At 53.7% G+C, this 22,859-nt stretch carries 20 protein-coding genes; 11 read left to right on the top strand and 9 right to left on the bottom strand.

Annotated elements, in window-relative coordinates:
• Positions 1 to 51: 51 nt before the first annotated feature.
• A complete protein-coding gene (gene plsY, locus NOU37_06210) occupies positions 52 to 690 on the bottom strand; it encodes a glycerol-3-phosphate 1-O-acyltransferase PlsY (GenBank protein MCQ4574825.1) in 639 nt (212 codons plus the stop codon).
• Positions 690 to 1,649, bottom strand: a complete 960-nt coding sequence (locus tag NOU37_06205) for a hypothetical protein (GenBank protein ID MCQ4574824.1) — start codon at positions 1,647 to 1,649, stop codon at positions 690 to 692. The genes plsY and NOU37_06205 overlap by 1 nt, the downstream gene beginning before the upstream one ends.
• A 92-nt stretch (positions 1,650 to 1,741) precedes the next feature.
• Between NOU37_06205 and NOU37_06200 the strand changes: the two genes are divergently transcribed.
• The 6 genes from NOU37_06200 to NOU37_06175 all read left to right on the top strand — a co-directional run bounded on the left by NOU37_06200 (position 1,742) and on the right by NOU37_06175 (position 9,287).
• Positions 1,742 to 2,827, top strand: coding sequence for a glycosyltransferase family 9 protein (locus NOU37_06200; protein ID MCQ4574823.1), 1,086 nt, complete (start codon positions 1,742 to 1,744; stop codon positions 2,825 to 2,827).
• Positions 2,828 to 2,997: 170 nt separating this feature from the next.
• Positions 2,998 to 3,903: a toxin-antitoxin system YwqK family antitoxin gene (locus tag NOU37_06195; GenBank protein MCQ4574822.1), complete on the top strand. Its 906-nt coding sequence runs from the start codon at positions 2,998 to 3,000 to the stop codon at positions 3,901 to 3,903.
• Positions 3,904 to 4,034: 131 nt separating this feature from the next.
• Positions 4,035 to 4,484, top strand: coding sequence for a tetratricopeptide repeat protein (locus NOU37_06190; GenBank protein MCQ4574821.1), 450 nt, complete (start codon positions 4,035 to 4,037; stop codon positions 4,482 to 4,484).
• A gap of 266 nt (positions 4,485 to 4,750) precedes the next feature.
• On the top strand, positions 4,751 to 6,598 hold the full coding sequence (locus NOU37_06185) for a hypothetical protein (protein ID MCQ4574820.1): 1,848 nt from the start codon (positions 4,751 to 4,753) through the stop codon (positions 6,596 to 6,598).
• A gap of 214 nt (positions 6,599 to 6,812) precedes the next feature.
• A complete protein-coding gene (locus NOU37_06180) occupies positions 6,813 to 8,444 on the top strand; it encodes a mechanosensitive ion channel (GenBank protein MCQ4574819.1) in 1,632 nt (543 codons plus the stop codon).
• Between the two features lie 519 nt (positions 8,445 to 8,963).
• Positions 8,964 to 9,287, top strand: coding sequence for a multidrug efflux SMR transporter (locus NOU37_06175; GenBank protein ID MCQ4574818.1), 324 nt, complete (start codon positions 8,964 to 8,966; stop codon positions 9,285 to 9,287).
• A gap of 20 nt (positions 9,288 to 9,307) precedes the next feature.
• Here the strand turns inward: NOU37_06175 and NOU37_06170 are convergent, their stop codons facing one another.
• A complete protein-coding gene (locus NOU37_06170) occupies positions 9,308 to 10,501 on the bottom strand; it encodes a cofactor-independent phosphoglycerate mutase (GenBank protein MCQ4574817.1) in 1,194 nt (397 codons plus the stop codon).
• Positions 10,502 to 10,778: 277 nt separating this feature from the next.
• Between NOU37_06170 and NOU37_06165 the strand changes: the two genes are divergently transcribed.
• Genes NOU37_06165 through NOU37_06150 form a run of 4 tightly spaced genes read left to right on the top strand, consistent with a single transcriptional unit; the run spans position 10,779 to position 14,688 of the window.
• Positions 10,779 to 12,137, top strand: a complete 1,359-nt coding sequence (locus NOU37_06165; protein ID MCQ4574816.1) for a TrkH family potassium uptake protein — start codon at positions 10,779 to 10,781, stop codon at positions 12,135 to 12,137.
• A gap of 11 nt (positions 12,138 to 12,148) precedes the next feature.
• Entirely contained in the window at positions 12,149 to 12,841 is a 693-nt protein-coding gene (locus tag NOU37_06160; GenBank protein ID MCQ4574815.1) for a TrkA family potassium uptake protein, read from the top strand.
• Positions 12,842 to 12,862: 21 nt separating this feature from the next.
• Positions 12,863 to 13,648, top strand: coding sequence for an AAA family ATPase (locus NOU37_06155; protein ID MCQ4574814.1), 786 nt, complete (start codon positions 12,863 to 12,865; stop codon positions 13,646 to 13,648).
• The gene (locus tag NOU37_06150; GenBank protein MCQ4574813.1) at positions 13,645 to 14,688 is read left to right on the top strand and encodes an aminotransferase class I/II-fold pyridoxal phosphate-dependent enzyme; all 1,044 of its coding nucleotides are present in this window, start codon (positions 13,645 to 13,647) and stop codon (positions 14,686 to 14,688) included. The genes NOU37_06155 and NOU37_06150 overlap by 4 nt, the downstream gene beginning before the upstream one ends.
• A 70-nt stretch (positions 14,689 to 14,758) precedes the next feature.
• Here the strand turns inward: NOU37_06150 and NOU37_06145 are convergent, their stop codons facing one another.
• From NOU37_06145 to tmk, 6 genes are all read right to left on the bottom strand, one after another.
• Positions 14,759 to 15,490, bottom strand: coding sequence for a lipoate--protein ligase family protein (locus NOU37_06145; protein ID MCQ4574812.1), 732 nt, complete (start codon positions 15,488 to 15,490; stop codon positions 14,759 to 14,761).
• A 273-nt stretch (positions 15,491 to 15,763) separates the two neighbouring features.
• Positions 15,764 to 17,212: an aminomethyl-transferring glycine dehydrogenase subunit GcvPB gene (gene gcvPB, locus NOU37_06140; protein MCQ4574811.1), complete on the bottom strand. Its 1,449-nt coding sequence runs from the start codon at positions 17,210 to 17,212 to the stop codon at positions 15,764 to 15,766.
• Between the two features lie 45 nt (positions 17,213 to 17,257).
• The gene (gene gcvPA, locus NOU37_06135; GenBank protein MCQ4574810.1) at positions 17,258 to 18,634 is read right to left on the bottom strand and encodes an aminomethyl-transferring glycine dehydrogenase subunit GcvPA; all 1,377 of its coding nucleotides are present in this window, start codon (positions 18,632 to 18,634) and stop codon (positions 17,258 to 17,260) included.
• On the bottom strand, positions 18,615 to 19,010 hold the full coding sequence (gene gcvH / locus NOU37_06130; protein ID MCQ4574809.1) for a glycine cleavage system protein GcvH: 396 nt from the start codon (positions 19,008 to 19,010) through the stop codon (positions 18,615 to 18,617). Before gcvH ends, gcvPA begins: the two co-directional genes overlap by 20 nt.
• An 8-nt stretch (positions 19,011 to 19,018) precedes the next feature.
• On the bottom strand, positions 19,019 to 20,134 hold the full coding sequence (gcvT, locus tag NOU37_06125; protein MCQ4574808.1) for a glycine cleavage system aminomethyltransferase GcvT: 1,116 nt from the start codon (positions 20,132 to 20,134) through the stop codon (positions 19,019 to 19,021).
• Positions 20,135 to 20,227: 93 nt separating this feature from the next.
• A complete protein-coding gene (tmk, locus tag NOU37_06120) occupies positions 20,228 to 20,908 on the bottom strand; it encodes a dTMP kinase (protein ID MCQ4574807.1) in 681 nt (226 codons plus the stop codon).
• A 355-nt stretch (positions 20,909 to 21,263) separates the two neighbouring features.
• Here tmk and NOU37_06115 point away from each other — a divergent pair, with 355 nt between their 5' ends.
• Entirely contained in the window at positions 21,264 to 22,853 is a 1,590-nt protein-coding gene (locus NOU37_06115; protein MCQ4574806.1) for a peptide ABC transporter substrate-binding protein, read from the top strand.
• Positions 22,854 to 22,859 lie beyond the last annotated feature (6 nt).

The raw sequence follows: 22,859 nt of genomic DNA, 5'->3' as shown, positions 1-22,859 counted from the left end.
GGGCTTACCGGGCGCAAAATGGGTTCGGCTTTTATGGGTTACTAGCCAGTACTAGCCGGTACTATCCTGTCCCAGCCGTGGTTCCGTGCCGGCGAGGAGCCTTTTGATGTTTCCCTTATGCCGCAGGATAATCAGGAAGGATACGGTGAGCGATACGGCGATGAGGTACCTGCCCTCTCCAAACGGGTCGGGATTGAGATACAGACACAGGGTGCCGAATGCTACCGCGCCCAGCATGGTTCCAACGGAGACGTACCGTGTGATTGCCAGTACCACACACCACACCAGTATTCCGCCCAGGATGGGTTTTGGCGCGAGAACCAGGAACACACCCACGCTGGTGGCCGCCGCCTTGCCACCCTTGAAACCCAGATATACCGGGAAGGTATGCCCCAGGATGGCACCGGCGCCGCACAGTATGATAAGCGGATGGGCGGGACCGAGGCCAAAATATTTTATGGCAAGATATACCGGCATGAACCCTTTAGCTGTGTCGAGCAGAAATACCAATATGCCGTAGCGCCAGCCCATTACCCTGCCGACGTTGGTGGCGCCTACGTTGCCGCTGCCTTCCCGCCTGATGTCCAGCCCGCCAAACAGCCTGGCCACTATATAGGCAAATGGTATGCCCCCGATCAGGTACGAGACTAAGGGACCGGCAATAAACGCCAGAGGTGTGTCAGCGGCCATTATTGTCTTTCCTGCCCCTCAAAATCATATAGTCTAATTCCCATTACACCCAGAAGTTTCCACCAGAGCCTGTGTGCCACATGCCGGGTGGCGTATTTCCTCGCCAAAGCCTTCCAGTCGCTAAAATCCGTGACGCCTTCGGCAGTGCACCCCCTCAGGTAATCCCTGAGAAACCTTAGACGGTCTGCCCTCGTGACAAGTCCGGCGCCGGGCTTCCATTCTCCAAACTTTTCCACCGACCTGTCCAGCCTTAAGATGTTGTCCATCCTCTGTTCGATTGACAGACCGCCCCCCGCGGTGGCACTGCGCAATTCGGATTTATCCAGGTCAATTATATAGACCTTACACCCGTCATCCACCTTTGCAAGTATGTTTTTCAGGTGGAGGTCGGCGTGATAGATACCGGCATCGTGCATCCTTCTTACGGCCCGGGCAGTGTGCCGGATAAGCGTTCTTTTATGTGAAAGGACGTCCCCTTCGGTGCGGCCGGTGAGAAAAGTAATAAGGTCTTCCCCACCGGAAATCTCTACGGTGAATATATCCGCCCTGCAAAGGGGTCCAAAGATGTTTGTAAACCTTAACGCCACTACCTCTGCGGTGTCGACGTTTTGCTCCAGCGCCCTTTCCGCGATAAACAGTTCCTTAAGCGGACGGCTTTGACCCCAGAGTACGTCGCCTGCCAGCCTCCCCCAGAGGCCCCCGTGACTGTAGTGTCTTATTATGAGTCTCTTGTCCTTCAGCCCGTTCACAGGGATTGCCACACAGGGTCTGCGTCCCACAAATGCGCTGTTTTCCTCGTTAAGCTTCTTAAAGGAGAAATCCGTCAAGGTCTGTTTTAATACCGGATACTCATACTTCTCCTTTAAGAAGAACGTAACCCTCCCCCGGCGTGTGAGAGAAAAGTCTTTTGGAACGTCTATACCGTTGCTCACAATATTTAAGGATTTTACGTTCGTCACGCATAATTGTCAAACATCTTAGAGTTGCCTTGACACCCACCCGCGGGGGGGGTATATTTATTATTTGACCTAATTCACGGGTATTCAACAGGATGCAGTGTCCGGAAAAGATACTTATAGTGCGCTTGAGCGCAATTGGAGACGTCACACACGTGCTCCCCGCGCTCAGATGCCTGCGGCGCCAGTTCCCGTACGCGTACATTGCCTGGCTGGTGGAGGACAGGACGGCGGGACTGCTGGAAGGACACCCGGACTTAGATGAAGTCATCGTATTCCCCAGAAAGAAGTGGCGTGCGGGCCTTTTTGGACCATTAAACCTGCTCCACACCGCCTCTGCGGTCAACGGCTTCTTCCGCAACGAACTCCGCAGCAAGAACTTTGACGTCGCCATAGACTTTCAAGGCAACCTGAAGAGCGGTGTCATGACCTACTTGAGCGGCGCCCTGGTGCGGATTGGATTCGCGAAGGGGTATTGTCGTGAGTATAACCATCTCTTTGCCAACCGGCACGTTACGCCCCCAAACGAGGCCGTACATCGCGTAGAAAAGTACCTCTCCCTGCTGAGGGCCCTGGGTATTGACCCGGCCTACAAGCCTTCCACCATCAACATCTCTCCTCAAGACAGGGACTATATCACAAGTTCTCTGGAGGCTTATGTCAAAGGGCCGGGCCCTCTTGTCGTGATCCATCCGGGGAGCAGTGACTTCGGGGCCTTCAAGCGCCTGCCCAGCGAGTCGTTCATACGCCTGGGTGATATGCTGGTAGCCGAACTGGACGCAAAGGTGGTTGTGACCTGGGGTCCCGGTGAACTGGACCTGGCGAACGAGATTGTATCCGGCATGAAAGAGGGCGCATATCTTGCGCCCAAGACTATTACCCTGGCGCAACTTGCGGGCGTCATTGTCCGGTCGGACTTGTTCATAAGCGGCGACACCGGCCCGATGCACCTGGCTTCGGTTCTGGGAATCCCCCAGGTGGCCATCTTCGGCCCAAAAGACCCGGCAATTTACGGACCTTATAACGAACACTCCAGCGTAGTCAGGAAGGACGTTGAATGCAGCCCGTGCTCCAGGCGCACCTGCGACGACCCCATTTGCATAACCGCCATCACGCACGAAGAAATCTTTCTTGCAGCAAGAAAACTGCTCGAAAAGAAGATACAGATAAAGAACAACTAACAACACGCCCGATGCGACCTTCTTTCATTTATAATTCACGTGAGACAAAACGCCCACACTGCTTTCATGTGCCGCTCACACAAATAATTGACTCTATGCGTACGGCCTTGACCAATACGTACCTCTATAGTGTGAAAGCCCGGGGAGGCCGTACGTTTGCAGCCTGCATTGTGACCCTTCTGGCCGTAGTGGTGGTGCCCTTCCATGGTACCGCCTGCGCCCTGCCGCGCACGCAATACCGTGATAGCGAAACCCCGACGGCCGAAAGGAACTACAAACCACACAGGCTGGAAGGGCCCTTCATGACCTACTACGCAAACGGACAGCTAAAGGCGGAGCTTTACACAAAATCCGGCATACTTACCGGGCCGGGCAGCGTTTATTACCCGAACGGGCAGATAAAGGAAAAGGCTAATTACAGGAACGGCAGGCTTCATGGCATGTTGAAGGCCTATTATAAGAACGGACAGCTAAAGGAACAAGGACAGTTCAGAGACGGCACGCCCGTGGGATTTGCAAAAAGATTCTACGACAACGGACAACTGAAGGCAAAATATTACATGCAGGACGGCAAACTGGAAGGGGAACTCAAGGAATACTATGAGGACGGCCAGCCCAAGGTGGTGCGGAATTACGAGGATGGAAAACTTGATGGCGCCTTCATGGCATACTATGAAAACGGCCAGCCATGGATAGAATGTAATTTTAAAAGTGGAGAAAAAGACGGCCCGGCAGAGACTTACTACCGGAACGGACAACTAAAGGAAGAAACGAACTACAAAGACGCCAGACCGGATGGCGATACTAAAACCTACTACGAGAACGGGAATCTAAAGGCGACGCGCACCTACAAAGGCGGCGTACCCGAAGGGCCGGCTAAGACGTATTACGAGAACGGACTGCTAAAGGAAAACACAACCTACAAGGACGGTAAACCGCACGGCATTGCCAGGATTTACCACGAGGGCGGGGGCATACATTATATTGACACCTACCTAAACGGGGAAAGGCTGAGCCGGATTACACATGATGAGATGGGTATAATAACGTTAAACGAGGATGACGCCGCTGAATAAAATGAAACGCGCGAGCCGTAAGCCGCTGCCCTGCCCACCGGGCGGCGGGCAGGCGAGGCAAAGGCCTCCAACGGCGTTGCAACCTCCTCTATTGACCGCAGAAGGTACTTACAACAAGAAAGGGAACTCCGATGAGATTATTGTTGACCTTTGCCCTGGCCATGCTGGTGCATGCTCCAGTGTGGGCTGATACTACTATGGACGAGGCCCTGAAACACTTCAACTCAGGCAACTCCTATTTTAAAGAGGGCAAGTTTGATGATGCAATACCTGAATTTGAAGAGGCCGTGCGGCTGAATCCCCGTTTCGCGATGGCATACAGCTTCCTGGGCGCATGTTACGTCAGTAAAGGCAAATACGGCCTGGCGATAAGACAGGTTGAGGAGGCAATAAAACTGGACCCCCAGGAGGCGGGGTACCACTATAACCTCGGTATGGTCTACGTGAAGAAGGACCAGTATGAGCTGGCTATAAAACCGCTTGAAGAGGCCGTGAGGCTCAACCCGAAGCTGGCGGAAGCACGGAAGGTATTGGATCAACTTTATAAGCTGCGAGGCCAGAGGACAAAAGAAGATAAATAATTGCTGAAACAGGGATTAAGCGAATGGCCGGCTGTAAATAATCTGAGTTTTCAAGGCCGCGGTTTTATGGTATTGTGTTCACTTTTGAGGGGGAAATGGCTAAAGTGACGGACAAAACGGGAAAGATACACACAACACCGGGCAACTGTCGTTCTGGCCTCTACTGCACTCTATTATGGTTCCCGGGTTCCCGACTGCAACATGGCAACATAAAAATATATGTCTCATGCAACAAGAGAACGTTTCTTAATTGAAGGCGTAACTTCATGAAAACACTGTCCGTAGTACTCCTCTTATCTGTCGCTCTCAGCACGCCAGTCTGGGGCCAGGCCACGCCGCCGCCTGAAGAACACCTCAGTAAAAAAGAAGTTTCTGTGTTAAACAAGGCACGGACGGACCTTGAAAAGGTAAAGGAAAGGGCGGAATCGGCAACATCCGGCATAAAGACTGCGATTCAGGACGCTGAGGCCAGACTTTACAAGATCGAGCAAGAGTCTGTGAAGGCAATGGGCCAGAAGAAGGCAAGGAAGGAGAGAATGGCCAGCCAGGCGGAACTGGTGCAGTCGACGCAACTGGAGGCGGCCACAAAAGAGGGCGTAAGGATATCGAACAAAATGCTTCGCCTTCTTAAGAGGCGACTGGATGCAGAAGAGGAGCTTCTTGAGGAGGCGGAGGAAACGATGAAACTGCTGGAGCGGAAGGCCCACCTGAAGGAAGAAGTGGAGACACTGTCGGTTGATGAGGCAGCCGGAGCGAAGACCGAAGTGCTGGTGGCGGAGGCTCGGCTGCAGGACGCGCAGGGCACACTCAAACAGCGGCAGGCCGCATTGCAGAAGAGTAAGGCCGCCTTTAAGGAAGCCCGGAGGGAGGCAAGAGAAGGGCGGCAACAGCTTGAGGAGGAGTCCAAAGGTCTTGAAAGGCTTCCCACTCCAGAAGGTGAGCCTGCCGAAGACTTTATAGCCAGCAGAAAGCTTCTGTATGCGATACGTGCGTCCAATCTGGAGGAGGAGTTGTCTGTGGCACAGAACACCGTCAAGCTGGCCGAGACGCAGCTTGAAGTTGCGAGGACAGACGCACTCAACGCGCAGCAAAAGCTGGTACTGCTGAAACAAAGGTCGTCATTGCTTGACAAGAAGGTGGAGGAGGTAGAGATTGCCAGATTGAAAAAGGAGTCGCAACAGGCGCGGTGGACCGAGGAAGAAAAAAGGAAGGAGGCCAAGGTAGAAATATTGGCTCTCCGAAAGGAAGAGGAAGAGGCGTTGAAGAAGGCTCGGGAGCTTGAACAACGACAGCAGGAGGACATATCCCCCGAAGAAAGACTGTCACTGGAACTGGAGTCCACAGTCTTGAAACTCCGCGGGGATATTGCAAAGAAAAAGGACGCGGTCATTACCGAGGGGACAAGACGGTACAGAAATGATACAGAGTTCAAGAAGTTAAATGAAGAGGTCCGTATTATGCTTGGCGGAGAAAATACACTTGCTGAGATGAAGGCAGACCTCGCTCAATTAAACGAACAGACTGAGATATGGGATGAAAAGCTAAATGTGGCAAGCGGCCTTTCCGAGACAATCCACAAGGAAACAACCGTCGCCTCGGAGAGGCTCGAGCTTGCAAAGGCTGAGTTAGCTGCGCCTCCCGGTGGAACCTCCAAGATAGAGCAGCAGGCCGGCACCTTCAAAGACAAGGGCATGGCCGAGAAGTACGTGGCATACGCCAGGGAAAGGGTGAAGCTGCTGGAGAAGGAAAAAACCCTCTTGGAGGAATTGGTTGCGAGGATAGAGAATGAGAGGAAGGTTGTCATTCTGAAAGGGATAACGTTGCTGGAAAACGCCAAGAAAAAACTCTCTGAGATTGCGGTGGTGAACATTTGGACAAGGCGGAGCTGGAGCAGCAGCTGGTCAGGTTTAAAAAAGACTGTGAGAAGAATGCTTAGCCCTGGAGAGCTTTCAGACGTGATAACCGTGATGGAAGACGCCACCCCGGGAAAACTGCAGACCTCACTCTCCATAGCGGGCATCCTGGCGCTTATAGCGGCAACCATCGTGGGCTCGTACTATGCCAGAAAATGGTGTCGTATAAATCTAAGCAGGTACAAGGAGGCCGGCCATTAAGGCTGAAAAGAAACAGGAACAGGAGCACAAAGGTTACGTCCGGTCCAGCCTGCTGCCCGCATCGTTCCGGGTACTGCGGGAGGGAGTAGTCCTGTGGCTAATTCTGGGTCTTTGTTATGGTGCGGCGCTACTGCTTGAGCTCAAAGGCCCCTTTATTGAGGCTATTCTGAGCGGACTTGTTGTATTCTCCGTTTATATGCTTCTGCACGGCTTTATGGTTGAGGCGGTAAAACAGCGCGAGACTGGCAGGCCCCTCCTGAATTTACCCCCCTCCCTCGCCCGGCACAGTTACCAGACCTTCCACATAATCCTTCTGTTTTCAGCGGTCTATTTGACGATAACCGGAGTCGTCGAGTCTTTTGGGTCAAGCGCCCACCAGATGCTGTGGAGGGTATATTTTATTGTTGTCTTTGGCCTGTTTATATGGTTTGTCGCCCCAAAGCGGGTATTCCTTGATTTATTGCCCCCGCCTCCGACAAAACTGAAGAAGTTCCAGAGGGGTTGTATACACGTAGCTCACCCGCTGATTATAGCGTTTCTTGTATCACTTATACTTGTCGACACCCTTGGCTACATCTCAATGACCACCCGCCTTCTCGATACCATAGTGGGTTGTACGGTGGCAGTCGTTGCCGTGGCAGTGGTAAGAAAGCTGGTAACTGTCTTCGCGGTTGACAGACTGGCCCGCAAAAGGCTGGCAGAAGGACAGGAAGCGGAGTTTAAGGTCAGCAGGGGCATTATCGATTATGTCTCGATCATAGTCACAATTATGGTAGTCGTAAGCCTGGTGGCGTCCACGTTTGTGCAGGTCTCGGCGTCACCGGCTGCTCCCGTACCACTAAGGTCTTTCGCCACGGAAGTCTACCGCGTCCTGGGGACAATATGGTTCATCTTGATATATGAGCTGCGCATGGGCGGAGAGGCATCTACAACGCCCCTCAACATTATAGTAAGCATAATACTGGTCGTTATCTTCTTCTTTGCTGCGGTGTTGGTAAAGAGGCTTATCGATTCCAGGTTATTAGCTAAATTGAGCCTGGACCAGGGCATGAGGGCTACCATTTCCGCCGTTGTTTCTTATACCATCATCGCCTTTTCGATTCTCTTTGCCTTGAGCATAGCGGGGATACCTTTAAGAAGTCTTGCCTTCTTCGCGGGGGCACTTGGTATCGGAATCGGCTTCGGTATGCAGCACATCGTAAACAACTTCCTCAGCGGTATTATCCTTATGTTTGAAAGGCCCATCAAGATTGGAGATTTCGTATTTATCAGTAATGACATCAGAGGCACGGTGAAACGAATTGGCCCAAGGAGCACGACACTACTGTCCCCGGAACTTGTGTATATAGTCGTGCCTAATGCTAAGCTGATGGACGGCAACATACAAAACCAGAGTCAACCAACCGCCAAGGTAAGAGCAAAACTAAAGATTGGAGTCGCCTATGGGGCCGATGTGCCGCTTGTAAAAAGCTTGCTGGTTAAGATAGCCGCGGAAAATCCGAGAGTACGCAAGAACCCGAAACCTTTTGTGCGTTTCAATGCGTTTGGAGACAGCTACTATGACTTTGAGTTGATTTACTGGGCCAACGATGGCGGTGAGAGATGGCATTCCATGAGTGAAATGAATTTTGCCATAGAAAAGCTCTTCGCCGAGCACAACATCGAGATACCGTTCCCGCAGAGAGACATCAATATACGTTCAACCCCAGGCGAGCCCTCAAAGGTCATAAACGATATGACCGGCATACATCCCGAAATAGCGGAGATGAGGCTGGAACCCCAGAAGCCGGCACCGCGAAAAACCAAGGGAAAGAAAAAGACTAAGAGGAAGAAAAAGACCTCATAGGCCCTGCGGACGGAACCCGGCGTCTTTGGAGGCCGGGGCTGCACATGTTAAGGAAGGGAAAAGTTTTCTAATCACTTGTTAACAGCCAGCGGGGTTGAGTCTGCGGATAAAAAAAGCCGCAAATCGCTTTGCGGCAAAAAAACAAGGGAGCCAAAGGTGTACTTTGTATTGCCCGCTACAATACAATGGCCCGAAGTACAGCTTCAATACTTTTGTGGGTATTTGCACCCACTTGCCCTTGTAAGGGCTATCGGCTGCGGGATTAATTCTGTACACCCTTGGTTCCCACTTCCTTAATCCATAACAAGTATACCATACTTTCCCGGATTTGGCAAACTGCTTGTGGGGATTTGTGGACTGCATAGACATAGGTACACCTACTTTCTCTTCCTTCTGCGGGCCCTGCCCGTTCTGTTCCTCCCTCTCCTGACCGGAGGGGGAGAAAATATGCCCCGCGCATTGGGGCGTTGCCTGTAACATAAACGTTTAACCGGTAAGCACCTGGAAGGAGGTATTACAATGAACTGGCTGTTTCTTGCGGTCGCCATCGCCCTTGAGGTGTTCGGCACCACCTCGATGAAATTCTCGGAGGGATTTACAAAGTTATTGCCCTCTATCCTGATTTTTGTCTTCTACGGCCTGAGTTTCGGCGCGCTCACGCTGGCGCTCAGGAGCATTGACATAGGTGTCGCATACGCCGTCTGGTCTGGTGTGGGAACGGCACTAATAGTGGTAATAGGCATATTGTGGTTTAAGGAACCGGCGGGCGCGATAAAACTCGCCTCTGTCGGGCTGATTATACTAGGTGTAGTCGGCCTTAGTATTGTTAAAGGGACACACTAAGGCCGCGGGGCCGCCAACTCTCAGCCCGTCAACAGGTATTCCATGAGCTCATGGCCCTTGTCGAAGCGGAAACCCGTTCCAACGGCATTAGACTCACTGAAGCTGAGACCGGATGCCGGGCCTATTCCGGTGCCACAGACCGCAAACGGCACGGGCTCACCGGAATGGGTCCTCTTCTGGCTGACCGTGTAATGGTCCGGCATGTACAGTACCCTGTACTCACCGTATCCCTTTAACGCCTGCAGTACGGGGCCGAGGACGTGTTTGTCTATATTCTCTATTGCCCGGATTTTTTCCGGCACGTTGCCCTGGTGGGCGGCCTCATCGGGGGCCTCTACATGGACCAGCACTATGTCATGGTCTTTAAGCGCCTCTACGGCGTAGCGTCCCTTTGCCGCGTAATCCGTATCCAGGTAGCCGGTAGCGCCGGGGACGTCAATAATATCCCATCCAAAGTAGCCGCCGCATAGCCCTCTTATCAGGTCCACAGCCGTGATTACCGCGCCCGCCTGAACGCCGTATTTCTCTTGAAACCTGGGTATCGCCGGGGGCCTGCCCTGCCCCCATAACCAGATAGCGTTTGCCGGAGGCTTCTTAAGGCTCTCCCTGCGCAGGTTTACGTCATGTCTGGAGAGGATGGGCCGGGAGTCTTCCATCACCTGCACCAGTAATCCACTCCCGCTGCCCTTCGGGAGGTTCTTCTTCACGGACATACCAGTAATGTCGTGGGGCGGGACGCACTGCGCGCTCATATCCTCCCGTCCCCGATAGAGCATTATGTGCCTGTAGCTCCTGCCGCTATGAAAACTGACCCCATCGCTGGAGATTTTATCCTGTAGTGAGGTTATAAGCGCCGCGGCCTCTTCATCGGGGATGTGACCCGCGCTGTAGTCCTCGAGGGTGTCGTCCCTGACGGTAACGAGATTACAGCGGAAGGCCCAATCGCCGGGGCCCAGCTCAAGCCCCATATTAGCGGCCTCCAGCGGCGCACGGCCCGTATAGTACTCCCCGGGGTCATAACCCAGGAGACAGAGGATTGCCACGTCACTGCCGGGGCTGAAACCCGCAGGGATCGTCCGGGCAACGCCAAGGCGGCCGGAACCGGCCACATAGTCGCCGTTTGGCAGGACGGCCTCCTCAACCGGCGTCCTGCCTCCAAGTTCGTCCTGTGGCATGTCTGCCATACCGTCAGCTATAACAATGGCATATTTCAAACCTCTGCTCCTTTCTTGCCCCGTCGTATTTTCAAGCATGCGTATATTATTGTCAATCACTAAAAAGCCTTGACATTATACAGACCTTGTGCTAGAAGCCCGATTCTAAGGGAAGTACGAGGGGGTATTTGCGCATCGTGCAAGATTTTATATGCGTTGACCGTGTTGCGACAATGCATGTGCTCTATGATGCGGACGCGGACCTTGCGACGCCCGTTCAACCGATACCCTTCCCCCCCAGAGAATATGCCTCAACAATTTTCCAGGACCCGCACAATTGAGCGTACCACGCGAGTTTATTAGGACACTTGGCAAAAGACCCGGAATATCAATAACCGGGAGCTTTCTTATAATTATCTTCGTTGGCGCAGGATTACTGAGCCTTCCTCAGGCCACGGCCACGGGGGAGACTATACCGTTCCTGGACGCCGTATTCACCGCCACCTCGGCCACCTGCGTCACAGGCCTGGCCGTGAGGGAGACCGGGCAGTATTTCTCTACCTTTGGACAGGCAATCATACTTCTACTTATCCAGATTGGTGGTCTGGGGATAATGACGCTTGCGGCCTTTTTCGGGGCGGTGGTTGCCGGAAGGCTTAGCATAACCCAGCATGCCGCGGTAAAGGAAACGCTGGACGTAACCTCCGCAGAAGGGGTCGTACGGCTGTTGCTCTTTATTGTCATTGTAACGTTCTCTTTCGAGGCCGTGGGGTTCTGTGTTTTGTTACCAGTCTTCCTGGAAAATATCGCCGAACCGGGCACGGCAGTTTATTATTCCATCTTTCACTCTATTTCAGCCTACTGCAACGCGGGGTTTTACCTCTTCAACGACAGTCTTGTAGACTATCGTGACAACGCCCAGGTAAACTTCACGATTACCTCACTGGTAATCCTCGGCGGGCTGGGCTCATACGTGCTTGCCAACCTGTATTACTCCTTCCTGTCCCTTTTTCGCACCAGGTACGAAACGGGTATAAACCTCCATACCCAGATGGTACTTATCACCACAGCTATTTTGATAGTGCTGGGCGGCGTATGCTTCTACCTGTTTGAAAGGAACCACGTACTGGCCACGCTGGAACCTTTCGACCAGTTTCAAGTGTCTTACTTCCAGTCGGTCATGGCCAGAACATGCGGATTTCGTACTGTGGACGTTACCGATCTTGCCTCGCCGTCCTTGCTTCTGCTTATGTTCCTTATGTTTATTGGAGGCTCTCCCGGCGGCACTGCCGGCGGAATAAAGACCACCGCCCTCGTAATACTGGTGATGGGGACTTACAGCTTTATGAGAGGAAGAGACCAGGTCGCCTTCTTCGGCCGCAGCATACCAAGATTTATTATCAGGAGGGCGTTTGCCATTCTTACTTGTGCTTTTGCGGTAATATTGATATCTTCTATAATATTGATGAGCATAGAGGACGCGGGTTTTGAACAGATCCTTTTTGAGGTATTTTCCGCGTTCGGAACGGTGGGGCTGAGTACCGGTATAACTCCCCACTTGAGCCCTGCGGGAAAGATCGTTATTATCGTGCTCATGTTCATCGGCCGGTTAGGCCCTCTGACGCTGGCCTTGATATTGATAAAGACAAGGCCATCGAGAATCAGCTATCCCGAGGAAAAGATAGCAGTCGGATAAGGAGATGGAAATTGAAGCAATTCGCAGTGGTCGGTCTGGGGCGCTTCGGCTCGACAGTGGCCACGGTTTTGGTAGAAAAGGGTGCTGAGGTCATCGGCGTTGACCGCAACAAAAAACGCGTCGAAGACATAAAGGACGACATCACCTCGGCAATCCGGATAGAGACAATGGATGAGGAGTCCCTTCGGGAGTGCGGCATGGAGAAGGTGGATGCCGCAATAGTCTGTATGGGGCTGGACGTCGAGGAGAGCATACTGGCCACTGCCATCCTGAAGAAGATAGGTGTCAAGAAGGTGATTGCGCGTGCCAGTACTAATTTGCACGCCGACATACTCAGGATGGTCGGTGCATCCGAGATAGTCTTCCCTGAAAGGGACATCGGCGAAAAGGTGGCCATAAGGCTGGCCTCCCCCGGACTTGAAGAGCTTATCGAGCTGGGCGAGGAACTGAGCCTCGCGGAGATTGAGGTCAGGCCAAACACGCTTGCCGGCAAGAGCCTGAATGACCTGGGGCTTTTTGCCAAGTATAAAGTACGGCCAATCATAATAAAAAAGAAGGTCATATATGAAAAGGCCGGAGAAACCGTGGAAGAAGAGATACGCGAACTTCCCGACCCTGACTACGTGGTCAGCGAGGGTGATACGCTGCTTGTGCTCGGTGAAACAAAGCACGTTGAGGCCTTTGTAGGAAAATACGTTAAATAATCCGATCGCGACTGAGTATAAATGCGCAGTATTGCAATAACCAATCAAAAAGGTGGTGTTGCAAAAACCACGACCGCCGTAAACCTTGGTGCGTGCCTGGCAGAGCGGGGCAAGAGGGTCCTGCTGATAGACCTTGACCCCCAGGCCAATCTGACGTCGTGGCTGGGGCTTGGCAAGGAAGAGAACGCAAGGTCTATATACGACGTCTTTGTAGGGGATACGGGCCTGAATGAAGTTTTAGTGGACTACCGGATGAACGGGCTTCGTGTCGCGCCCTCGGTGGTTGAACTGGCAGGCGCGGAAAGGCTCCTGTCCAATGAAACGGGTAGAGATACCATATTGAAAAGAAAGCTTGCCGAGTTGCCGGGGGACTATGATTACGTGTTATTCGACTGCCCCCCCTCACTTGGTGTCATCACTATAAACGCCCTCGCTGCCGCTAAAGAGGTCTTCATTCCCGTGGAGACGAAGATCCTGGCCCTCAACGGCCTTGTGACGCTGACACACACCATCCAGCTGATAAAGGACAAGGTAAACCCGTCCCTGGAAGTGACCGGTATTGTAGCCTGCATGTACGACGGAAGGACAAACCTTAGCCGTGAGGTGGTTGAAAAACTCAGGGCACATTTCGGCAACAAGGTATTTAAAACCGTGATACGAGAAAATATCCGGCTGGCAGAGTGCCCCATCTCGGAACTCCCCATACACCTCTATGCGCCGGGATGCGCCGGGGCAAAGGACTATGAAAGCCTGGCAGACGAGGTAATCGCTTCCGAGAAGACTGCTGAAGGCCCTGCGGACACATGAGGGTAGTCGACCTGCGGAGTGACACCGTCACAAAACCCACCCCGGCGATGATGGAGGCCATGCAGAAGGCGGCCGTGGGCGATGACGGGTTTGGCGACGACCCGACGGTCAAGCAACTTGAGGAACTCTCCGCGGCGATGTTGGGTAAAGAGGCCGGACTCTTCCTGCCGAGTGGCACTATGGCCAACCTTGTTGCCGTACTCGTTCACACGCGCCCCGGAGACGCCGTTATATGCGACGAGAACGCCCACCTGTACAAGCTCACACTGGGCGGCACCTCTACCTTCGCCGGCGTAACAATACTGCCGCAGCGCACTGACGCCCTGGGCCGCTTCAGTCCCGCCCAGGTAGAATCCACAATAAACATGGGCCCGCACTTTCCGCGCTCCAACCTGGTGGTAATCGAGAATACCAATAATCTGGCGGGGGGAACAGTACTTACCCCCCGGGAGACCGGGGAGATTGCCCGTGTCTCCAGAAAACACGGCTTACCTGTATACCTTGACGGCGCGAGGATATTTAATTCCGCACGGGCGCAGGGTGTGGACGTGAAAGAACTTACAAACGACTGCGACACGGCCATGTTCTGTCTCTCCAAGGGCCTGTGCTGCCCCGTAGGTTCGGTGCTCGTCGGGCCAGTGGATTTTATAAAGGAGGCCCGAAGGATGCGGAAGATGCTGGGCGGCACCATGCGGCAAGCCGGCGTCATAGCCGCTTGCGCCATCGTTGCCCTCGACGAAAATCACGGGATGATAACAAGATTGTCAGAGGACCACAAAAAGGCCCGCCGGCTGGCCGAGGGTTTTAGGGGGATAATGGGTGCCAATTCTGTCAACCTCGATACGGTACAAACAAATATCGTCTGCTTTGATATCGAAGCACAAGACACGGACTGTAAGACCATACTGGAGAAAATGTCTGAAAGGGGCGTCCTCGCCATACACCTGTATGGCAGCCGCGGCAGGATGGTGACTCATCACGACGTCAGCGACCAGGATATAGACTATGCCCTTGAGGTGATAGAATCGGTGGTTAAATAAACCCTGATAAAAGGCCGTGCAGGAAAACATGCTGGCCGTGTGTAATGGTCTATCCGCTCCAACAACCAGCCTACCTCTTATAATTCCACTCCCTGCGCGTATACTTTTCCACCTCTAGTTTGGCCGCTACAGCGCTTTCTTCCCGTGTTAGAGTCCCTTCTATAAGGCTTACGCCCGCTACGTCCGCTACCGCCCCTGTTATGGCATGGTACAATTCCCGCGCGCTCAAACCGTCCGGAAGGGTGATATACCCCTGCAGGAGCGTGACATCCCGAAGACGCCTGGCCGCGTAACCTGCCACCTTCCTCCCATCGGACACTACATCATATGTGCAGAGGGTAGAGACGCACAGGTTCGGATTATCGTTGGGTTTCCCTGCTCCGTCACAAAGGCCTGCCGGTATGCCCAGCCGCCGGGACGTTTCTACAACACACCGGCCCAGCAAACCGTACAGCTCTGTGACCCTGATCCTTGCACGAGGAGAATTATGCAGGCCGTTCTTCACGGTCAGCGAAAAACTTGGGCCGCCGTTATGAAGCACGGCCGAGCCACCCGTGGGCCTCCGCACGAGCGCAAAATCCCTTTTGCCGGCATCCAGCCCCAGAGAATCCATCACACGAGAACTTTGCTGAAAATAACCGATAGATACGGAACCGGGTTCCCAGGAATATATACGCAGCGTTGGCACATCACCATTGGCAGGGCTCGCAATCGTCCTGGCGAGGGCCTCGTCTACAGCCATATTAGTATACGCCTCTTGCGGCGGATCGTGTATCAGCCGCCAGGTCTTTTCGTAATTCATAATCAGTCTGTTCTGTTAGTTTGAGAACAACGGCCTGGGTTCCTGCGGAAATAATTCGCCCTCCACCCCCGACGTCTCGCCATCCTCTGTAGAGCCGAGCGATTCGCCCACACTCTCATTCCTCTCGGAGCTTAACGTGTCAGCCGCTTCAGGGTGTTCCGGGTCTGGCCCGGAGGAACACCCCGTAAGAACTAGAAAAATAATTAATAAAAAAATAACCTTCATATATGTTTCCACATTACGTTCTGTAACATTCAGGCCCACGCCATAATGCTAACTGAAATCCCATCTCAGGTCAGGTTTTCTGGCGGCCTTCACCTCGTCTAGCCTTCCAACGGGCGTATTATGCGGCGCGCCTTTTACCAGCTCCGGAGTTTTTTCCGTCTCCTCGGCTATCTTTATCAAGGCTTCGGCAAAGGCATCGAGGGTCTCCCTGCTCTCCGTCTCGGTAGGTTCTATCATCATGGCCTCTTCTACGGTAAGGGGGAAATAAGTGGTCGGGGCATAGAACCCGTAATCGAGCAGCCTCTTCGCAATATCAAGCGTCGTAACGCCGAGTTTTTTTTGCCTCCTGCCGGAGACCACAAACTCGTGCATGCAGCCCTCCGGGTAAGGGATGTCGTAGTGTCCTGAAAGCTTTTTCTTCAGATAATTCGCGTTTATCACGGCCGCCTCACTCACCCTTGAAAGCCCCTCCTTCCCTATGGCAAGGATGTAGGAGTAGGCCTTTATTATCACCCCTATGTTACCGTAGTAGGGTTTGACCCGGCCGATAGAATTGGGGAAATTGTAATTGAACATGTACGTACCGTGCTTTTGCTCAATTCTGGGGACGGGTAGGAACGGCCGCAGGGCCGCCGTAACACCAAGGGGTCCCGAGCCCGGCCCGCCGCCGCCGTGAGGTCCCGTGAACGTCTTGTGCAGATTAAGGTGCAGCAAATCTATCCCCATATCGCCGGGCCTCATCCTGCCCAGCATGGCGTTCATGTTGGCGCCGTCGCAGTACACAAGCCCTCCCGCCTCATGGAGGATGTGGCAGCTCTCCGCAACGTCCTTCTCGAAAATCCCCAGTGTGTTCGGGTTTGTAAGCATCAGGGCGGCCACGTCGGACGACACGGCCTTCCTGAGAGCGCCGGTATCCATCATGCCCTGCCGGTTTGACTCCACCTCGACCACGTCAAATCCGCATAGCGCCGCGGATGCCGGATTGGTGCCATGCGCGGTGTCCGGGATTAATATCTTCTTTCTCGCTTCCCCCTTCTTCTCATAATATGCCCTTACAATCATCATCCCCAGCATCTCCGCGTGGGCTCCCGCCGCGGGTTGCAGCGTGAAATCCGCCATGCCGCAGACATGTTTTAAGGTCTCAATAAATTCATACAATAACTGCAACGTGCCCTGGGTCTGCCCATGAGGCTGATAGGGGTGGAGTTTTCTGAAGCCGTCTTGAGACACAATGGCCTCGTGTACCCTGGGATTATACTTCATGGTGCAGGAACCCAGGGGACAGAAATTACCGTCAACAGAGTAGTTGAGCTGTGAAAGCCTCGTATAGTGCCTGACCACGTCCAGCTCAGAGACCTCAGGCAGTTTAGGCGGGGTTGCCCTCTGAAGTACAGTCGGGAGCATGTCAGCAAGGGGTTTTACGGGCACGTCCGCATCGGGCATACGCACACATCTGCGGCCCGGCGATGATATCTCAAATATAAGTTTCTCGGTCACAGTCCGCTCCTATGCGCCAGCTTGCACGCGACGTGTAGCGTGCCCCTACGAATCTCCCGATACACCGCTAAGGGATTGTACCAGTTTGTCTATATCGGCCTTTGTCCTCATTTCAGTCACGCAAAATAGCATGGCTCCATTAAATTCCCGGTAAAACCTTCCAAGCGGCAGGCCGCCGATGATACCGTTACTGAAGAGCAGGCTGTTTACGCGGGATTCCAGCCCTTTTGGGAGTTTTATGGCAAATTCGTTAAAGAAGTGGCCGGTGGTGTTAAAGAGCGGTCTAAATCCTTCGAGGGCGCAGACCTGCTCAAAGGCGTAGTGGCTCTTCTGTATATTTAGTTCCGCCAGCTCTCTCAATCCCTCCTTCCCCAGGGCCGACAGGTATATGCACGCGCGCAGGGCGAGGAGGTTCTGGTTGGTGCATATATTGGATGTGGCCCGTTCACGTCTTATGTGCTGTTCGCGGGCCTGGAGCGTCAGCACAAAACCCCTTCGCCCCTTCGAATCATTGGTAAGCCCGGCGAGCCTGCCGGGTATCTTCCTCATGAATTCCTTCTTCACCGCAAAGAAGCCAATGTGAGAACCACCGAAATTCGGATAGTTACCCAGCGGCTGTGCGTCTCCGACCGCTATGTCCGCCCCGTATTCGCCCGGAGGTTTTATGATGCCGAGGCTTATGGGGTTTACACAGCTAATCAGCAGCGCGCCCTTATCATGCGCCAGCGCGGAGAGTTCGTCCACATTTTCAAGGCATCCGAAAAAATTCGGATTCTGAACCAGCACTGCCGCCGTCTCTGAGTCCACTACGGCCCCCACGGCCCCGGCCTCCGTAACGCCATGCGGCACATCTACCTCGGCCACGTTCATCCTCAGTGGACGCAAATATGTACACAGAACCTCCCTGTACTCAGGGTGAATGGCCTTTGACACAACTACCTTCTTACGCTCTGTATATCGCAGGGCAAGGAGCGCGGCCTCAGCCAGGGCGGTGGCGCCGTCGTATAGCGATGCGTTGGCCACGTCCATACCGGTAAGCTCGGCCATCAGTGTCTGGAACTCGTATATCACCTGAAGCGTGCCCTGACTTGCCTCCGCCTGATAGGGCGTGTAGCAGGTAAGAAACTCGCCCCTGGATGAGAGATAGTCTATTAAGCTCGGGCAGAAGTGTTCATACGTGCCCGCACCCAGAAAGGAGATATACTCGTCAAGGTTGCAGTTCTTTTTGCCAAGCGTCTTGAGCCGGGCAACAAGCTCCTGCTCGGATATTGGCCCGGGCAGGTCGAGCGAGACGTTTTTAAATTCCTCCGGCACTATTTTAAACAGGTCGTCGGTCGAACCCACGCCGATTTCCCTGAGCATCTCTTTCTTGTCCGTATCCGTGTGCGGCACGTAGTCCATACTAACGCCCCTCTTTTTCACACAACGTCCTGTATTCCTCGGTGGTCATCAGGCCCTTTAGTTCATCCGGGTTGCTCATCTTTATGGTAAAGAGCCAGCCCTTCCCGTACGGGTCCTTATTAACAAGTTCCGGCGCGTCTTCCAGCTCAGCATTAACGCCCGAAATTGTTCCCGACACCGGGGCGTAGATGTCAAAGGCGGCCTTCACGGACTCAACCACGGCGCACGGGTCTTTCACGGCAAACGTCTTACCGACTTTAGGCAGCTCTATAAACACAACGTCCCTTAGCTGCTCCTGGGCATAGGCCGTAAGCCCCACCACTACCTGCGCCGAATTTTTATCCGGCCTTACCCATTCATGGCTGTCTGTGTATGATACATCCGCCGGGAAATCCATCTGGCCTCCTAATTAAAGTGTTTTCCGTGATACTTGACACGATAAAACGGCAGCTTGATAATCCGGGCAGCCAGTCTCGTGCCCCTGACGTCCACGTGGACCAGGCTGCCCACGTTGGAACACCTCTCCTCTGCGTATACGTATCCCATGGCGATACCCTTCTTAAAAAAAGGGCTGTGGGTACCGCTTGTAACCTTGCCCACGATATTAGAGCCTGCGAATATCCGGCATCCCGCCCTGGGGATTCCCCTTTCCACAAGTTCAAGACCGACAAGCCTCATCCGGATGCCCGATGCCTTCTGGTCCAGCAGGGCCGCCCTGCCGATAAAATCTCCCTTATCGAATTTTACCGTCCAGTCTATACCGGCCTCCAGGGGTGTGGTATGGTCGTCTATGTCATTCCCGTAGAGCAGCAGACCGGCCTCAACTCTGAGTGTGTCTCTGGCTCCAAGCCCCGCGGGCTGGAGTCCTTTCTTCGTGCCCGCGCCCATAATCCTATTCCATATAGTCTCACACTGTGCGACGGGCACGTACATCTCAAAACCATCCTCCCCCGTGTATCCGGTCCGGGAGACTGTTACAGGGTCTGCCGCCGCCTGTTCGTTTACAAGAAAGTGGAAGCGTCTGATATTCGCCTCATCCCTGCCCAGCGCTTCTTCTATAATAGAGGCGGATGCGGGACCCTGCACCGCAATCATCCCGAGACCGTCACTCAGGTCATTTATCGTGACGTTCTTCGTTTGATTGCCCACCAGCCAGTCGAACATCTTCTGTATATTACCGGCGTTTACTACAAGCACAAACCTTTCGGCGCTGAAGCGGTACAGCATTACGTCGTCAACTATGCCGCCGCGTTCGTTACAGATGGGCGTATACAGGGCCTTCCCGTCCGACAGTCCTTCCGCATCGTTGGCAATAATCCCTTGAATAAATTCAAGCGCCGCGCCGCCGGATATCTCAATCTCCCCCATGTGTGAGAGGTCAAAGATGCCCGCGCGGTTCCTGACGGCCATATGCTCTTCCGTAATGGTAGTATATTCAAGGGGGAGCAGGAAGCCGTGGAACTCCGTCAGGCTGGCTCCAAGTGCCTTGTGCACGGAATAAAGGGGCGTTTGTTTCGGCATAAAATTCCCTAAGACGTCCGGGGTTGACTGTTACGGCACCTTCCCGTTCTTTAACAGAAGACGGAGGACAGGCGGCAGCGGGTAGAGGCCGGGTCAGATGATGGCCCTGCTGACCGCGGCCCATACCTTTTCGGCTATCTCTCCCTCATGCAGCAGTGTGCCGTTGCCGGTGCAGGGTATGGTCTCCCACGGGGCGCCTCCTGAGGCCAGCTCCCTGTAAGAATCCTCAGCCGCCTTCAGGTGTGACGGGTCTTCCTCGTGTATGTCCCTTGCCACCTCCTGCCTGGTCTTCTCCCTGTATCTCTTTCTGATTAGTTCCATTGCGGTCTCTGTGGAAAGTTCCAGGTAGATAATAACGTCGGGTCTGGGGTTGCCGTAAACCTCATACTCCAGTTCCTCCACCCACTCGAAGAATTTCCGTTTCTGGTGCGGCTCGGCCAGTTTACCTCCCTGGTGCGCCTGGTTTGAGGGGACGTAGCGTCTTGCTATCACAATCTTTCCTTCCGCCAGCCAGTCCTCCAGCATATTCTTTGCCTCAAAACGCTCCCCCGCGTAGAGTGTGGCCGCAAGGTACGGGTTTACCTCACTGGAGCTGCCAAACTCCCCGTTAAGATACCTGTGAATCATCTTCCCGAAGAACCCCTGCCGGCGATGCGGAAACCGCACGTCTACCGCCGGACGGCCCGCCTTCTTAAGCTCCTCCATGAGCAGGTGGGCCTGCACCGTCTTGCCGCTCCCGTCTATACCCTCTATCGCAATAAGCTTCCCGCGCACAATCGTCTCCAATATTCAGTGCCCCACTTTACCGGTAATGACGGATGAGTTATTCTCAGGGACAGTTCCAGGGCCTTTGCTACCTGCATCCTTTGCAATAAAATAATGTGGATTCTCTATTAGAAAATGGCAAAGAAACTGATAAAATAGCCGCGGAGATATAATATCAACTCATCTTACTACCGTAAAGGCCGTTCTTTACCAGGTGAGGGCTCTGCAAAAGTCCTCAAACGCTATGTGTCACTCTGAGCCAAAGCCCTGAGCGTAGCGAAGGGGCAGCGAAGAGTCTAGATTCTTCGGTCATTTCATTCCCTCAGAATGACAGTCCTTGCGGGCGTGACAGAGGTTGCCGTGTATGCTTAAGATACTTCTCCCCATAGTCTTAGTACCCATCATCCTGTGTACCGTAATCACCTTTGCCACTCACAGGTACGAGCGGGCCGAGTTTACCTACGTAAACGGCCCGGAACCGGAGACCCTTGACCCGGCGCTCCTGACCGGTTTTGTTGAGGGAAGGATTGTGGCCGCGCTCTTTGAGGGGCTTACCCAGTACCAGCCCAAAGACCTGTCGCCCACACCCGGCGTTGCCAAGTCATGGTCCGTCTCCGAGGATCTGCTGACGTACACATTTTACCTGAGGGAGTCACGGTGGAGTAACGGCGAACGGCTCACCGCCCACGACTTTGTATACTCATGGAAGCGGGCGCTCCACCCGATGACCGCCGCGGATTACGCATACCAGCTTTATTACCTCAAAAATGCGCGTCCGTTCAACGAGGGCATACTTACTGAATTCTCAGAGGTGGGGGTTCGCGCGCTGGATGATTATACCCTCCAGGTACGCCTTGAAACCCCGACGGCCTTTTTCCTGGACCTTACCAGCTTCCCGACACTGATGCCCGTCAACAGGAAGTGCCTGGAGACATACGGGGAGTATTGGACCCGCCCTGAGAACATGGTCTGTAACGGCCCGTTTCATCTGGTTGAGTGGAAGATAAATAACAAAATTTATATGGAGAAGAACCCCCTGTACTGGGACGCGCAGCGTGTCAAGCTCAAGTCTGTAGACGCACTGAGTATAGAGAGTATAAACACCGGCTTTAACGTATACGAAACCGGGGACGCGGACATGCTCTACGGCCTGCCCCTGTCACTTATAGACGTACTCAGGGGCCGCGATGACTTCCATACATACGTCTTTCTCGCCACCTCTTTTATCCGCTTTAACGTGACCGTTCCGCCCTTTGACGACGTCCGCGTCAGAAAGGCCTTTGACATGGCCATTGACAAGGAGAGGATTGTCAGATACGTCACAAAGGGGGGAGAGGTGCCGGCTACCACGCTGGTTCCTCCGGGGATGCCCGGCTATCAGCCGCCAACGGGGCTGCCGTTTAATCCTGAGGAGGCCCGGAGACTGCTGGCGGATGCGGGGTATCCGGGGGGGCGCGGGTTTCCGTATGCCGAGTACCTGTTCAACACGAGTGAGGCCAACAAAGACATAGCCGAAGTAATTCAACAGATGTGGAAAACAAACCTCGGGGTACACATCACGCTGGTGAACCAGGAATGGAAGGTCTTCCTCTCCACCATGAAAAACCTGGATTACCAGATCTGCAGGGGCAACTGGATAGGAGATTATATAGACCCCAACACCTTTCTGGACATGTTTGTCACCGACGGCGGTAATAACCGCACGGGCTGGGGCAACCGGCGTTACGATGAGCTAATTAAGGCCGCGGCAGGAGAGCCCGACAGTAAGAGACGCATGGAACTCTTCCGTGAGGCGGAAAAGATCCTTGTAGTCGACGAGCTGCCGATCCTGCCCGTTTATTACTACTCAAGCCTGAACATGTACAGGTCCGACATAATGGGTATATTCCCCAATCTCCTTAACATTCACCCCTGGAAATATATCCGGGTAGATAACGCGGGGGGGTCCGGCTAGTTGGGA

The organism is Candidatus Bathyanammoxibius amoris, assembly GCA_024451685.1.
Classification (GTDB): Bacteria; Planctomycetota; Brocadiia; order Brocadiales; family Bathyanammoxibiaceae; genus Bathyanammoxibius; species Bathyanammoxibius amoris.
This window is presented reverse-complemented; position numbering and strand designations above follow the sequence as displayed.

Excerpts from the sequence above, each read along its gene's own strand:
- NOU37_06190 (MCQ4574821.1), top strand. The coding sequence starts at position 4,035 with ATGAGATTATTGTTGACCTTTGCCCTGGCCATGCTGGTGCATGCTCCA.
- NOU37_06155 (MCQ4574814.1), top strand. The coding sequence starts at position 12,863 with ATGCGCAGTATTGCAATAACCAATCAAAAAGGTGGTGTTGCAAAAACC.
- NOU37_06150 (MCQ4574813.1), top strand. The coding sequence starts at position 13,645 with ATGAGGGTAGTCGACCTGCGGAGTGACACCGTCACAAAACCCACCCCG.
- NOU37_06145 (MCQ4574812.1), bottom strand. The coding sequence starts at position 15,490 with ATGAATTACGAAAAGACCTGGCGGCTGATACACGATCCGCCGCAAGAG.
- gcvT (MCQ4574808.1), bottom strand. The coding sequence starts at position 20,134 with ATGCCGAAACAAACGCCCCTTTATTCCGTGCACAAGGCACTTGGAGCC.
- NOU37_06180 (MCQ4574819.1), top strand. The coding sequence starts at position 6,813 with ATGGTTGAGGCGGTAAAACAGCGCGAGACTGGCAGGCCCCTCCTGAAT.
- NOU37_06175 (MCQ4574818.1), top strand. The coding sequence starts at position 8,964 with ATGAACTGGCTGTTTCTTGCGGTCGCCATCGCCCTTGAGGTGTTCGGC.
- NOU37_06185 (MCQ4574820.1), top strand. The coding sequence starts at position 4,751 with ATGAAAACACTGTCCGTAGTACTCCTCTTATCTGTCGCTCTCAGCACG.
- NOU37_06115 (MCQ4574806.1), top strand. The coding sequence starts at position 21,264 with ATGCTTAAGATACTTCTCCCCATAGTCTTAGTACCCATCATCCTGTGT.
- NOU37_06200 (MCQ4574823.1), top strand. The coding sequence starts at position 1,742 with ATGCAGTGTCCGGAAAAGATACTTATAGTGCGCTTGAGCGCAATTGGA.
- plsY (MCQ4574825.1), bottom strand. The coding sequence starts at position 690 with ATGGCCGCTGACACACCTCTGGCGTTTATTGCCGGTCCCTTAGTCTCG.
- gcvH (MCQ4574809.1), bottom strand. The coding sequence starts at position 19,010 with ATGGATTTCCCGGCGGATGTATCATACACAGACAGCCATGAATGGGTA.